Origin of the sequence: Sphingobacteruim zhuxiongii (assembly GCF_009557615.1) — a bacterium.
GTDB lineage: Bacteria > Bacteroidota > Bacteroidia > Sphingobacteriales > Sphingobacteriaceae > Sphingobacterium > Sphingobacterium zhuxiongii.
Genome location: NZ_CP045652.1, coordinates 2,007,985 through 2,022,053 on the forward strand (window position 1 = coordinate 2,007,985; position 14,069 = coordinate 2,022,053).

At 37.7% G+C, this 14,069-nt stretch carries 12 protein-coding genes; all 12 read left to right on the forward strand.

All coding sequences use genetic code 11. The features are described 5' to 3' along the window. On the forward strand, nt 1-1,287 hold the full coding sequence (locus GFH32_RS08625) for a hypothetical protein (RefSeq protein WP_153511186.1): 1,287 nt from the start codon (nt 1-3) through the stop codon (nt 1,285-1,287). After that, a complete protein-coding gene (locus GFH32_RS08630) occupies nt 1,284-2,411 on the forward strand; it encodes a glycosyltransferase family 4 protein (RefSeq protein ID WP_153511188.1) in 1,128 nt (375 codons plus the stop codon). Before GFH32_RS08625 ends, GFH32_RS08630 begins: the two co-directional genes overlap by 4 nt. Nucleotide 2,412: 1 nt before the next feature. Next, complete coding sequence (locus GFH32_RS08635; protein WP_153511190.1) at nt 2,413-3,525, forward strand: glycosyltransferase family 4 protein; 1,113 nt, start codon at nt 2,413-2,415, stop codon at nt 3,523-3,525. Between the two features lie 8 nt (nt 3,526-3,533). Continuing rightward, nucleotides 3,534-4,661: a glycosyltransferase gene (locus GFH32_RS08640; protein WP_153511193.1), complete on the forward strand. Its 1,128-nt coding sequence runs from the start codon at nt 3,534-3,536 to the stop codon at nt 4,659-4,661. A 146-nt stretch (nt 4,662-4,807) separates the two neighbouring features. Next, the gene (locus GFH32_RS08645; RefSeq protein WP_153511195.1) at nt 4,808-5,077 is read left to right on the forward strand and encodes a PqqD family protein; all 270 of its coding nucleotides are present in this window, start codon (nt 4,808-4,810) and stop codon (nt 5,075-5,077) included. 10 nt (nt 5,078-5,087) lie between these two features. Further along, complete coding sequence (locus GFH32_RS08650; RefSeq protein WP_153511197.1) at nt 5,088-6,182, forward strand: nucleotidyltransferase family protein; 1,095 nt, start codon at nt 5,088-5,090, stop codon at nt 6,180-6,182. A 4-nt stretch (nt 6,183-6,186) separates the two neighbouring features. Continuing rightward, on the forward strand, nt 6,187-7,809 hold the full coding sequence (locus GFH32_RS08655) for an ABC transporter ATP-binding protein (RefSeq protein ID WP_153511199.1): 1,623 nt from the start codon (nt 6,187-6,189) through the stop codon (nt 7,807-7,809). A gap of 44 nt (nt 7,810-7,853) precedes the next feature. Further along, the gene (locus GFH32_RS08660; protein ID WP_153511201.1) at nt 7,854-8,744 is read left to right on the forward strand and encodes a hypothetical protein; all 891 of its coding nucleotides are present in this window, start codon (nt 7,854-7,856) and stop codon (nt 8,742-8,744) included. 23 nt (nt 8,745-8,767) lie between these two features. Further along, nucleotides 8,768-9,562 carry a polysaccharide biosynthesis/export family protein gene (locus GFH32_RS08665; RefSeq protein WP_153511203.1) on the forward strand — a complete coding sequence of 265 codons (795 nt, stop codon included), beginning with the start codon at nt 8,768-8,770 and terminating at the stop codon, nt 9,560-9,562. A 6-nt stretch (nt 9,563-9,568) separates the two neighbouring features. Further along, nucleotides 9,569-11,959 carry a GumC family protein gene (locus GFH32_RS08670; protein WP_153511205.1) on the forward strand — a complete coding sequence of 797 codons (2,391 nt, stop codon included), beginning with the start codon at nt 9,569-9,571 and terminating at the stop codon, nt 11,957-11,959. 348 nt (nt 11,960-12,307) lie between these two features. After that, nucleotides 12,308-12,991 carry a hypothetical protein gene (locus tag GFH32_RS08675; protein WP_153511207.1) on the forward strand — a complete coding sequence of 228 codons (684 nt, stop codon included), beginning with the start codon at nt 12,308-12,310 and terminating at the stop codon, nt 12,989-12,991. A 124-nt stretch (nt 12,992-13,115) separates the two neighbouring features. After that, nucleotides 13,116-14,063 (forward strand): DUF5106 domain-containing protein, encoded by a 948-nt coding sequence (locus GFH32_RS08680; protein ID WP_153511210.1) that lies wholly within the window; start codon nt 13,116-13,118, stop codon nt 14,061-14,063. Nucleotides 14,064-14,069 lie beyond the last annotated feature (6 nt).

The following is a 14,069-nucleotide window of genomic DNA, read 5'->3' on the forward strand; positions in this document are numbered from 1 at the left end:
ATGAGAATAATACTGTTCATCTTCGTTGGAATACTCGTTAGCTTTTTCTACTTTCCTTTTGAATTTACATTTCTACCAAAGGGATTAAATACAAAGATTATGCTTGCGGTGATTGGCTTGCCTCTAATGCTTTATCACATGATAAAGATGAGGAAAACAATCATTTCGAAAGAGATTTTGTTCTCCAGTCTAATAGCCTTAGTATTCTCTATTGTTGGGCTTTATTCTGTCGATTTAAATCATACGGATGATTATGCGTACGCAAATTATATAAGCTCCATGTGGGTTTGGTTGGGAGCAGCTTATACAGTAATTACAGCAATCAGTACGCTTCATAATAAGCTCTCAATTCGAATTGTCGTCAACTATTTCATAGTTGTCTGTGTAACACAATGTGTTTTAGCGCTTGTTATTGATTTTGTTCCTGCTGTCAAAATGTTTGTTGATCGCTATTTCGATATGGGAATTACCGTTTTTCTGAATGAAGTTGATCGCTTATATGGTATTGGGGCTGCACTTGATGTAGCTGGTGTTCGATTTTCTGCAGTATTAATTATGATCACAATATTGTTGATCAACAACCCTCATATCAAAAATAATCCTAGAGAAATTTACTTTTATTCCTTTGCTTACCTCATTTTAGTGGGGATTGGAAATATGATTTCAAGAACTACTGTTATTGGCTTCGGTATATCTGCAGCGTATTTGTTTTTTTCTGCCAACATTATTAAACAACAGGTAGAAAATTATAACGTAAAGATGTGGAAAGTGATCATCGTCTCAATACTATTTATCGCATTTGTTGGTGTTTACTTCTATCAAACCAATGCAGCAATATATGATTTACTAAGGTTTGGTTTTGAAGGCTTTTTCAATTGGGTAGAAAAGGGGGAATTCCGTACCGATTCAACTGACCGATTAAATACTGTCATGTGGATATGGCCGGAAGCAGGCGATTGGCAAACATGGATTATAGGAAAGGCAACATTTTCGAACTGGTGGGCTGTAGGAACCGATATTGGTTACTGTCGATTTGTATTTTACTGTGGACTTATCGGACTTAGCGTTTTTATATTCTTCTTCTTGTATTTATCTGTCGCCCTTTGGAATAAATTTAAGATTTACAGGCATTTGTTTTTACTGTTATTTGTCCTCGCATTAATAAACTGGTTAAAGGTATCAACGGATATATTCTTGGTTTATGCAATCTTCCTAGCTATTGGAAGTCCCTACCTGTATGAACGGTATTATGATAAAGCAGAAGATGGGGAGGTGGAAGAAGAATGAAGATAGTTTATTGTATCCTAGGTACGTTTAATTCAGGAGGAATGGAACGTGTATTGACGAATAAAGCGAATTATTTGGTCAGTCAAGGGCATGAGATTACGATTATCACAAGCGACCAGAAATCGCGACCTAATTATTTCCCTTTAGATCCTCGAGTTAAGCAGGTCGATTTAGGAATTAATTATACGGACTATGTTGATCAAAAGTTTCTAAAGAAGTTTTTTGATTATCGTCGATTGAAAAAGAAACATACATTAGCCTTGCGCGACGCGTTGTTTCAGATACGTCCCGATATTACGATTTCTATGTTCGACTATGAAGCAGCGATGCTTCCTAAAATAAATGATGGTAGCGCCAAAGTTTTAGAGATACATTTTTCCCGATATAAGAGACTTCAATATGGTCGGAAGGGAATTATGGGGCTTGTTGACAGTTATTTAAATGGTCGAGATCAAAACATTGTCGTTAAATATGACCGATTTGTAGTTTTGACCGAAGAGGATAAAGGATATTGGGGGGATCAATATAATATCGAGGTTATCCCTAATGCCAATAGTTTTGAACCGCAATCTACCGCCGAATTAAATGATAAGCGCGTTATAGCCGTTGGTCGCTATGATTTTCAGAAAGGCTTCGATGATTTAATTCAGATCTGGAAAGCAGTACATCAACAAGTTCCAGAATATAAATTAGATATCTTCGGAAGAGGACCTCTAGAAGGGGAACTTCAAACCTTGATTCAAGAGCTGAAACTGCAAGATACTGTGTTTTTGAGATCGCCTGTAAAGGATATTGCGTCTGAATATTTGAAGAGTGCATGCGTTGTGATGAGCTCTCGATACGAAGGCCTGCCCATGGCATTGCTTGAGGGGCAGGTATGTGGTCTTCCTATGGTTTCGTATACATGTAAATGTGGACCGAAGGATATTATTACCGATGGCGTCAATGGATTTCTTGTTCCGGAGGGTGATAAGGAGCTGTTTGCAAGTCGTCTAGTGCAGGTATTGAAGGATGAGGAATTACGTAGGAAGATGGGGCTGGATGCCAAGGAGATGTCCGCTCGATTTTCAGAAGCTGAAGTGATGAAGAAATGGTTAACCTTATTTAATAGTGTAAAGAAATAATATGAGGAAAACGATTGTTATTTCTGCAGTTAACCTCGTAGAAGCAGGAACTTTAGCAATTCTTCGCGATTGCTTGTCATTTTTATCGAAGAATGCAGTAGAGCAAAACCTACGCGTCGTGGCCATTGTACATAATCAGTCGCTAGCGGATTTTCCAAATATTGAGTACATCGAGAATCAGTGGCCAAAGAAAAGATGGATTAACAGACTTTGGTATGAGTATGTTTCGTTGAAATCTATTTCCAAAGAAATTGGTCATGTAACGCTTTGGTTTTCATTACACGACACAACTCCTTCCGTTTATGCGGATCGTCGAGCTGTATATTGCCATAATTCATTCTCGTTTTATAAATGGAGCGTGCGTGATCTTCTATTTGCCCCTAAAATTGCAATGTTTGCGATTTTTACAAAATTTATCTACCAAACCAATATTCGCAAGAATAATTTTTTAGTCGTACAACAAGAGTGGTTTAGGAAAGGATTGAGTACGATGTTCTCGATTGATAAGCATAAGATTATTGTTTATCCGCCTTTGGTTGAGAACACAACTAACAGTGTGGTCGCAACCGAACAAAGCAATGCACGATATCAATTTATTTTTGCAGGTTCGCCAAACAGTCATAAGAATTTTGAGATTATATGTAAAGCCGCTGAAATTCTAGTCAATAAGAAAATAGTAGACTTTCAAGTCGTCCTGACCCTGAAGGGTACGGAAAATAAATACGCAAGATGGATATATGAGAATTGGGGACATTTAGAAAATATCAAGTTCTTGGGTTTTGTAACTCGTCAACAGCTTGAAGAGTTATACTCCGAGAGTCAATGCTTAATATTTCCATCGAAGGTAGAGTCTTGGGGATTGCCGATTTCTGAATTTAAGCAGTACGATAAACCAATGCTCCTTGCTGACTTACCCTACGCGCATGAAACAGCAGCAGGAGCACAGCAAACAGCATACTTCAATCCAGAAGATGCCAATCAATTAGCGATGCTAATGGAGGCTTTAATTGAAGGAAATAAAGCGTGCTTAAATCCGAGTCCGAAAATCAATTATTATGAACCCATGGTTGAAAACTGGGGGCAATTGTTTGATAAATTAATGAATGCTAATTAATTAGATGAATGAAAATACTTCAATTAGGTAAATTTTATCCTATTCGTGGAGGTGTAGAAAAGGTAATGTATGATTTAATGCTTGGCCTTTCTGGACGTGGCATTACCTGTGATATGCTTTGTGCGACGACAGAAGATCATCCTGGAGGTACCATCGCATTAAATGACTATGCGACACTCATGGTTATTCCGACGCAAATTAATCTAGCAGCGACTAAGTTAGCGCCGAAGATGATCAGGACGTTAAGGAAGATTGCGAAGAACTACGATATCATTCATGTTCATCATCCTGATCCGATGGCGGCTTTAGCGCTTTACCTTTCTGGATATAAGGGACCGGTAGTATTACATTGGCATAGCGATATCCTCAAGCAAAAGAATTTACTCAAGTTGTATAAGCCATTGCAAGAATGGCTTATCCGTAGGGCAAATATTATTGTCGGTACAACTCCTGTTTATGTACAGCAATCGCCATTTCTTAAAGAATATCAAAGTAAAATTGATTATATTCCAATTGGTATATCGCCATTAGCGGCAGATATGGATAACGCCCTACGCATTCGAGAAAAATATCATGGAAAAAGGATCATATTTTCCCTTGGACGTTTAGTTGAATACAAGGGTTTTGAATATTTAATCAAATCTGCAGAACAATTAGACGATTCTAGTATTATACTAATTGGAGGGAAGGGACCTTTGCATGATGAATTGAACCAATTAATCCAAGATAGAAAGTTAGGTGACAAGGTAAAACTCTTGGGTTTCTTGAGCGATGAAGAAGTGCCTGATTACTTTGCTGCTTCCGATTTGTTTTGTATGAGTTCAATCATGAAGACCGAAGCATTCGGTATTGTTCAGCTCGAGTCGATGGCCAGTGGCAAGCCGATCGTGTCAACGGAAATTCCTACATCAGGGGTGAGTTGGGTGAACGAAAATAACGTGTCCGGGTTGACAGTTCCGATCGAAAATACAGAAGCAATTGCACAGGCGATTAAGAAAATGCTGGAAAATCCTGCGTTTTATGAGCAATTGCGCGAAGGAAGTTTGACTAGATATCAAGCAAATTTCACTTTAGATAATATGGTAGATAAAAGTTTACAAATATATAATCAGATTTTATCGAATTACAAGGTATAGGTAATTTTGTCGCTCGAAGTATTTTGTTGCTGCCGATATAGCGAGAATCGTAATAGATAAATGTTCCGTTATTAGGTTAGGAATAATTTTTAGAGAGTCAGGTAAATTTAATAAAGACCGATTTTCTAATGTAGTAAAATGACTAAATGAGATTAAGAGAAGATTTAAAGCTAAGACATATCGGTGGAGATTATATCATTGTTGACCCAGGTCAAGAAATGGTTGACCTCTCCAAAGTTTTTACACTTAATGAGACTGCGGTTTTCTTGTGGAAAGAACTCGAGGGAAAGGAATTTACTTCCGATACCATTGTAGAACTATTATTAGAAACTTTTGACTGTACCTATGAAGTTGCAATGCAAGATGCAACCCAACTAATTAAAGACCTTAAAAAAGGCGGTTTAATAGTAGAGTAGAATTCTCAGAATGAACGAAAACAGAGTTTTGAGTGCTTTTTTTGAATTATTGCGAAGCGGTTTATGGGATCGTTCTTTGCAACGACTCGACTATTTTCCATTGTCTAGGGCAGAATGGCAAAAATTATATGATCTTTCCGTGAACCATACTGTGGAGGGGGTCATCTTTGATGGTCTGCAACGGCTTGACTTAAGTTTACTCCCGGGTAGGGACTTGCTCGTACCTTGGGCGGTCAGAATCGAAAAAATCGAACAGCGAAATAAATGGATGGATAAGGTGATCAATGAGCAGGTTCATTTTTTTAATAGTCATGAAATCTCCCCAATCTTGTTAAAAGGGCAGGGGCTATCAAACTTATATCCAAATCCATTGCGCAGAATATGTGGAGACATTGATTGGTGTTTTGAAAGTAAGGCTGTATACGACAAAGCACGGAAGGTAGTCGAAGAGAAAGGAATTGACGTTAATAGGTCAGCAGGCTATAGTGAAAACTATATGTGGGATAATTGCGAAGTAGAGCATCATCAAAAGATGTTCGATATTCACAACCCCTTTATGAAAGGCTATATCAATCGTTTTGAAAAGAACGAGAATAAAAAGAAAAGTGCAATCTATCTAAATAATATTGAAACCCTAATACCGTCACCAATAGCGACATTGCTTCAAGTTAATTTACATATCTTAAAACATCTGCTATCCTTCGGGATCGGTATTCGTCAATTGTGTGATTCTGCGAGGGCCTATTTCGCTTTGTATTCAAAATACGATAAAGCATCTCTTTATTCCTTGTATAAGGCGATTGGGATTGTGAAGTGGGTGAATTTGCTACATATCATTTTGGTTGACCATTTTGGGTTATCAGAAGATGTTCTTCCCTTTCCGTTAAACCGTCAAGTCGAATATAAATGGATGCTAAGTGATATCCTGGAGGCTGGCAATTTTGGTTTTTTCCATGAAAGTTATGCCAATAAAGAGAATGAAGTGGGACATCGGGTGGATAGTGGTAGCCGTATATTTTCGAATCTTACTAAATATTTTAAAGTAGCACCGAAAGAAGCGATTTCTTTCCCTGTAATGCATTTTATATCACGCTTTAGCCACTAGTTGCATGCTTGCAAGATCGAAATATCAGCTAAAGTGGACATGGAAGCTAATCGACGGCTTTAAAAGTCGATTGTTCTTATATTTTATACTTGAATTAGCGTCAATATCATTATCGCTGTATTTTATACTATTATCAAAACAAGCGATCGATCTTGCAATCGCTGGAAATAGAGATACGGTTAAAACCATCTTGATTATTGCGGTATCAGCTGTCTTAATCAGTATGGCATTGAAGAGCTGGTCCACTTGGTTGAATGAAAAAACAAGAATGGACATGCTTATCTCTCTACAAAATCGATTGATAAAGAAACAAATGCTGTCAACTTGGAATTTCGTAAAGAAGTGGCATTCTGGAGATATACAACTTCGAATTAATGCAGATAGCAATGAGGTTGTTCAAATGGTAGGGAGCTCAATTATTGGGTTTGTACTTACTTTATTTCGACTATTAGCATCGTTTTTTCTGCTTTGGTCGATGGATCCTATGTTAGCATTTATTATATTAGCGATCTCTCCATTATTAATTTTTTCTAAAATTTATTTTAGAAAATTGAGAGGCCTAAATGCGAAACTAAAAAAGGCGGAAAGCTATTTTGCACAAATTGTACAAGAGAACTTGCGCTTTCGATTATCGATTCGTGCACTTGGATTACAAGCCAATCGATGGAAGAAAGTAGAAGATAGCCAACAAAGCATCTATATTTTAAAAACCGATTTATTGAACTTTTCGACAATTTCTCAGACGCTTTTAAAAGCATCAGTGAATTTTGGTTTCCTATTTACATTTGTTTGGGGAACCTATAAATTGTTGGATAATGAAATTACATTCGGTATGATGACCGCGTTTTTACAACTTGTGGGAAGAATACAGGGACCCGTATTGGGATTAATGAGTTTTGTACCGCTGTTTATCAAGTTTGGAACTTCTGTTGACCGTATTGATGATTTGATGTCAACTGAAGAAGAGCAGCAAGAAGAACCTGCGTTCTTAGATTCGGTAGATGCACTTTCGATGGAAAATCTTTCCTTTCGATATGAGGATAATCGGATTATCAGCAACTTTAATATGCAGGTTGAGGCAGGAAAACCTGTGGCGATCATTGGATCTAGTGGAAAAGGTAAAACAACACTTATAAGACTGATTCTATCGCTGGTTAATGCAGATGAAGGATCTATTTGGATTCATCATCATGGTGAGAAATCACATCTATCGAATAAGCATCGCGTAAATATTGCCTATGTGCCGCAAGGGGACAAGCTATTTACCGGGACGATTCGAGAAAATCTACTTGTGAATGAGCATATTTCAGAAGATCAATTGAAAGAGCTTATTTACCTCAGTTGTTCTGAGTTTGTCTACGATCTACCGGACGGCTTAGATACTTATATTGGAGAATCAGGTTATGGTCTATCCGAAGGTCAGGCACAGCGAATATCATTGGCGAGAGCCTTATCGCGTGATTGTAAGATATGGCTGTTTGATGAGGTAACCTCCGCTTTAGATTCTGCGACAACGAAAGAACTATTGAATCGTTTGATGATTGCGGGAAAGGATAAAATAGTCATCTATGTCACACACGACTTAGCGTTAGCCGAGCGTTGTGAACAAGTAATTTATATGCAGTAAGGAGATTTATCCCAAACTGCACACACTATTAATTAAATTAAGGAATGCAAAGAACAAGATTTGTCATAGCTGATATCGGATTAGAATTATCTTCACAGGATTATTTGCCTTTAATGGCTGTGCTTCCAAATTTTGAGAATTTCTACGTGGAAGAATTTCCGTTTGATATAACGGTCATCCGATTTGAATTTATCGAAGACGACTTTGTCATTAAAGAAGATGATTACAAGCTTTTAAGTGATATTTCCATCGTTTGGGGGGATAACTTTAAGTTTATGGAATCTGAAAATTCCTATGTGACTGTAGTTGATGAGTTAGTCCGCGCCGATGATACTGTCTGGATCATGGAAAGTGATAAAACATTTATGAATTCCAGAATCTATTTTGATCGAAAAAAACTGGAAGGCTCAACTGCCTTAAGCTGGCTAATTATGGTTGCATTTGGACAGGCGTCTTTACGTTACGATACGGCATTAATTCATGCTTCAGTTGTTATCAAGGATGCACAGGCTGTGGCTTTTTTAGGAAAGAGTGGTACAGGTAAGAGTACGCACAGTCGACTATGGGTTAAATATATCCCTGGATTTAGTCTATTGAATGATGATAATCCAGCGATTCGAATAGTGGATGAAGAGACCGTTTATATCTATGGGACACCATGGAGTGGAAAGACACATTGCTATGTGAATAAAAAAGCAAAGCTAATGAGTTTAGTTCGTTTACAACAAGCACCTTATAATCGATTTGTCAGTAAAAAAGGAAAGGAAGCTTTAATGGAATTGCTACCAAGTTTTACTGCCTTGAGGTGGAATAAAGAAATATTTTCAACAATGATAAATCTGTTGGAAAACATTATTAACTCTGTACATGTTGGACATTTAGATTGTTTACCTGATCAAGATGCTGCCGAACTGTGCTATGAAAACATCAAATAGAAAAATTTAATCTTTAAAGACATATGAAGTTTAGTGTTTACTTATTGCTTGGAATTAGTTTTTTGTTCTTGAATGCCTGTAAAGTTGGTCAGCGTATTGTTTATGTCGATGACATGAGAGCGGACACAAACTACATGATTAATGACTTCAAGCCCTTACTGATTCAAAAGAACGATCGACTAAGTATTTTTGTGAGTGCAAAAAATCCAGAGCTCGCGGCCCCATTTAATGAAAATGTGGAAGCTTTTGATATTGGTGCCAACGGGGAAGTGGTCACAAAACCGGTGAGTAATCATTTAAAAAATGGTTATCTAGTCGATTTAGACGGAAATATTGAATTCCCAATCCTTGGAACAATTCCAGTCGAAGGCAAGTCAGTCAACGACGTAAAAAACTTGCTGCGTGACAAATTAGTGAGCGCTAAATATATCAATGAACCAATCATTAAGGTTGAATTAACCAACTTGAAGATTAATGTTATTGGAGAGGTTAAAAATATTGGCGTGCTGGATGTTCCAGATAATCGTATTAATCTTTTGGAAGCTATCTCCCGTGCTGGTGGTCTAAGTACAAACGGCTCTGCACAAAATGTAGTTGTTATTCGTGAGGATAATGGCATTCGCAGAAAAACAGTTGTAGATTTAACGTCCCAAGATGTGTTCGCGTCACCAGTATATCAGCTTCAACAAAATGATATTGTCTTCGTTGAGCCAAAAGATAATGTGCCAACTCCAAAAGATGATATGAACTGGAGATTACTGACGATTGGTATGTCGGTAGTGACCGTAGTATTTACAGCCTTGAATTTCTTAAAGTAGGATATAATGAGCAAATTATCATCGACTGATATGCCTGCAAAGCCAGATAATAAGTTTATCAATATTTTTGATATCATTCAATACTTACTCCATTACTGGAAGTGGTATTTGTTATCCATTCTAATCTTTACGGCATATTTTTATTATCAATACAGTAAATCGCCGTTTATCTACAGCCAGTATGAGACGGTGATGATCAAAACTCCGGAGAATACGCCTACTTCAAGTCGTGTGACAAGATCATCAATGTATTATAATACAGTCAATGTGGCGAGTGAAATTCTACAGCTGAAATCGAAAGAACTCATGAGACAGGTGGTTGCTATTACAGGAGCTGACGTGAGTTATTCCGATAAGCAGGGCTTAAGAACGATTGAGCTTTATAAAGATGCGCCAGTCCGTGTAACCTTTGAAAATAAAAAAGCGGCTGAGTACTTCTACTTGACCGTTACACCCAAAGATGATAACCAAGTAGAGTTAAGTAACTTTTCGAAAGGGGATGGGGGCGTGAAAATCGTGACGACTTTCAATAAGCTGACGCAGACGCCAATTGGTAAAATAAGCGTGGCAAAGAGTGAAAACTACAGTAAGTATTACTTTGGTGAGCAGATTGTCGTAACGAAGAATAATGTGGAATCGATGGTTGGTCATTTCTTGGGGAACTTGAAGATTACCCAAATGGAAGATGATGCCTCCTTATTGATGATTGCGATGGAGGATAATTCTGCGCAACGTGCTGCAGATGTTATTACCAACATGATTGAAGTTTATAATGCAACCACTATCGAAGATAAGAGTGAAATTGCAGAGAATACATCGAGATTTATCCGTGAGCGATTGGCAATTATTGAAGTAGAGTTAGGTGCTGTCGAAAGTGATATCGAGCGTTTAAAGACAAGCAATCAAGGCGTTGATGTAGAAACTTCCGGACAGATGTATCTTTCGGAGAGCCGTCAATCACAAGCAGATAAAAATACAGTAGAAACGGAGATTAAATTAGCCGAAATGATGAGAGATCATCTTCGTGCTGGTGAAAGTAGTAAGGAGTTAATCCCAAACAATACTGGCTTAGTCGATGGTAATGTTGAATCGCAAATCGCTGAGTACAATGCAGCATTATTGCGTAAGAACAGATTGGAAGAGGGTAGTAGTTCTGAAAACCCTGTTGTACAAGAGTTGAACCGTACCTTAGGTTCAATGCGTTCTAATATCAATAGAGCAATTGACAATACAGTACAGGGTTTATCTATCAAGCGTAATAATATTGATCGCGAATATAGAAAATTGACGGGTAAAGTGATGCAGACGCCAAGCAAAGAGCGCGTTATGTTATCCGTTGAACGCCAGCAAAAAGTAAAAGAGGAGTTATATCTCTTCTTGCTAAACAAACGCGAGGAGAACGCCTTGAATCAAGCGATGACAGAGAATAACATTAAGATTATTGATCCTGCAACTGGAGGAAATAGCCCAATTGCCCCTAGTAAAGTCCGTAAAGTCGGCGTAGGGATGGGAATTGGCCTTTTGTTGCCAACTGTTATCTTATTATTAATGCTGACTTTCGATAATAAGGTTAGAAGTCGTGGAGATATTGAAAATACCGTTTCTGTACCTTTCCTTGCTGAAATCCCATTGGCGGTGAATAAGAGATCAAGTTCTGATGTAAAGGTTCAAGAACACGGTCGTGATCCTATTACTGAATCATTCCGAATATTAAGGACAAACATCAGCTTTATGAACCCTGATGTTGCCGACTCCAAGGTGATTATGTTTTCTTCTGTTCGCATTGGCGCTGGTAAGACATTTTCGGCATTGAACTTAGCAGCTACTTTATCTTTCTTGAATAAACGTGTTGCTGTCGTTGACTTAGATATTCGTAAAGGGACTTTAAGTTCGAAGTTTGATCTTCCGGTAACGAAAGGGGTAACGCATTTCTTAGCGAACTCTACGCTACCTATCGACGATATCATTTACAAGACCACCTTGACAGATGGATTTGAAGTCGATTTGGTTCCAATTGGAGTACCCGCTCCGAATCCTGTGGAGCTATTGTTAACGAAACGACTAGATGAACTTATTGATACCCTAAAAGGGCGATATGATTACTTAGTAGTGGATAGTGTACCGGTAGAAATTATTGCGGATGCGTATATTTCTAACCGTGTAGCTGATATGACAATATTCGTTATTCGTGCAGGTACAATCGATCGTCGTCAGTTACCGGCGATTGAGAAGATCTATACCAATAATAAATTGAAGAATATGGCTATTGTCTTAAACGGTATCAAGCAAGATCCAAGAAGTTATGGTTACGGCTATGGTTATGGCTATGGATACGGATATGGTTATGATAACAAGAAAAATAAAGGCTTTTTTGATCGGTTTCGCAAAAAGTCATAAAACAAGATAATTCATTGCAAAAGGCAGCTTTTTAAGCTGCCTTTTTTTATTTGCGCTAAGTTCATCGGGAGGATGTGGTATTTTGTTTTGTTGGTTGTCAAATATATTCTACAAGTTAAAATCACTTCTCATTAATATTGTTTAGTCTAATGTTATATTGTTAATATTGCATGTGAAGAAATATAATTGACATTTAAATATATAATAGCAGTATCTTATAAGCTTTTGTTTTTAATTTGTTCGTAATAGTAAATATCCTGATGCTTCATTAATACGAAGATCATCAAGACAATTTGATACCCTGTAGTTAGCATAAGCTGCTACAATCAATAGAGCTATTCATATCGTATGAAATATTTATTCCTATTCTTACTCGCGTCGATTCCGTTTCAAAATGAACTGCTAGGGAAGGAGCCTGATGACAATCCGCCAAGAGTATTGCGGAAGTCCAGTTTAATCCAACGTGGATATATTGAACACCATTGGTTTTATGGTATCCATGTTGGTCCAGTGATCTATTTTGGTGATCACGATCGTCAATTAAGTTTAGGAAAGCGGTTTACACCTAAATTTGAAGTATTCGGAGGAAAGTGGTTCAACAACAGCTTCGGCGGACGTTTAAGTGTTGGAGGTGTCGAATTCAAAGGGGTTACACAGGATAGTAAACTTTCTAACGGATTAGTCTACGATCCTAGTCAATCCTTAAAACACCAAACATTTAATTACCTCAATATTAATGCTGACTTCCTTGTCAATTGGAGCAATGACTTAGTTGGTGATAATCCCAACCGGGTTTATAGCTTAGTTCCTTATGCTAGTGTTGGACTGATTATGGGATTAAATCATCAGAAAGCGGTACGTATAACTCCTGGACTAGGATTTCTTCATGTATTCCGTGTCAATAATACGGTTGATTTGCAATTTGATATTCGTGGGACGCTCCATGGCGACGGGTTCGACGGGGAAGATGGCGGAAGAAATCTCGATGGTACGCTCTCTACATTAGTGGGCATAAGTTTTAGAATAAAATAGTCAGTGCAATAACAATATAATTTCGTCAATGCTGTGTTAGTCTTGGTTCCTTTTGGGGCCAAGACTATTTTTATATATTTACAGTAGAATTAGTACAGAATTATATCAATTTAATTGCTCCTATATGAGAAAAACCATTGTAATTGTCATGGCAAACGCGCTTTGTTTAGCATTACTGTTTAGTGCTTGTAATCAAAAGAAGAAGCAAGCTAGCGATGCTGGTACTGTGAATACAACGGAAACGGTGTATACCGCACCAAAACCACCAGAAAAGTTGACAGCTAAGGAGGATCAATTGAATTATGTATTTGAGCATTATTGGGATAACTTTAATTTTAGTGATACAACGAAGATCTTGAATCCAGATTATGGAGAGCAAGCTTTGGTGAACTATGTGGCTATGTTCCCAGCGATGCCTGTTGAGAAAGTAAACGAAGGAATGGAAGATTTTCTTGATCAAGCGAAACAAGAGCAAAAAGGATTCGACTATTTTAAGCAGAAACTTGATAGTTATTTGTTTGATCCGAATTCCCCGATGCGTAGCGACTTATTCTATGAGCCTGTATTAGTTTACTATACGAGTAGCGATAAGGTCTCAGCGGACGAGAAAATGCGTTATAGAATACTCTTAGATTTAGTTCGTAAGAATAAGGTGAATAGTATAGCGACCAACTTTCAGTTTAAGACCAAAATTAAACCAGTTAACTCGCTTACAGATTTCCAGTCTCCGTTAACCTTGCTTTTCTTCTACGAGCCAGGTTGTTCGAATTGTGAAGAAGTCATTGGGCAGTTGAAACAGCAAGAGTCTATTAATAAGATGATTGCCGATAAGAAATTCCAAATTCTTGCTATATATCCGGAAGGAAGTCTAGAGATTTGGGAAGACTATGCTGCGCAAATTCCTTCTAATTGGATCAATGGCGTGGATGAGAATCAAGTCGTATTGAATACAGGGCTATATGATCTAAAAGCATCTCCGACAATTTATCTCTTAGACAAGGATAAGCGAGTGATTTTAAAAGACACTGATTTAGCAGGTCTTGGTCAATATTTAATGGATAACGGCTTATAAAATAAC

Bases quoted from the DNA above. Each gene is read 5' to 3' on its own strand.
- GFH32_RS08625 (WP_153511186.1), top strand. From the start codon at position 1: ATGAGAATAATACTGTTCATCTTCGTTGGAATACTCGTTAGCTTTTTC.
- GFH32_RS08630 (WP_153511188.1), top strand. From the start codon at position 1,284: ATGAAGATAGTTTATTGTATCCTAGGTACGTTTAATTCAGGAGGAATG.
- GFH32_RS08635 (WP_153511190.1), top strand. From the start codon at position 2,413: ATGAGGAAAACGATTGTTATTTCTGCAGTTAACCTCGTAGAAGCAGGA.
- GFH32_RS08640 (WP_153511193.1), top strand. From the start codon at position 3,534: ATGAAAATACTTCAATTAGGTAAATTTTATCCTATTCGTGGAGGTGTA.
- GFH32_RS08645 (WP_153511195.1), top strand. From the start codon at position 4,808: ATGAGATTAAGAGAAGATTTAAAGCTAAGACATATCGGTGGAGATTAT.
- GFH32_RS08650 (WP_153511197.1), top strand. From the start codon at position 5,088: ATGAACGAAAACAGAGTTTTGAGTGCTTTTTTTGAATTATTGCGAAGC.
- GFH32_RS08655 (WP_153511199.1), top strand. From the start codon at position 6,187: ATGCTTGCAAGATCGAAATATCAGCTAAAGTGGACATGGAAGCTAATC.
- GFH32_RS08660 (WP_153511201.1), top strand. From the start codon at position 7,854: ATGCAAAGAACAAGATTTGTCATAGCTGATATCGGATTAGAATTATCT.
- GFH32_RS08665 (WP_153511203.1), top strand. From the start codon at position 8,768: ATGAAGTTTAGTGTTTACTTATTGCTTGGAATTAGTTTTTTGTTCTTG.
- GFH32_RS08670 (WP_153511205.1), top strand. From the start codon at position 9,569: ATGAGCAAATTATCATCGACTGATATGCCTGCAAAGCCAGATAATAAG.
- GFH32_RS08675 (WP_153511207.1), top strand. From the start codon at position 12,308: ATGAAATATTTATTCCTATTCTTACTCGCGTCGATTCCGTTTCAAAAT.
- GFH32_RS08680 (WP_153511210.1), top strand. From the start codon at position 13,116: ATGAGAAAAACCATTGTAATTGTCATGGCAAACGCGCTTTGTTTAGCA.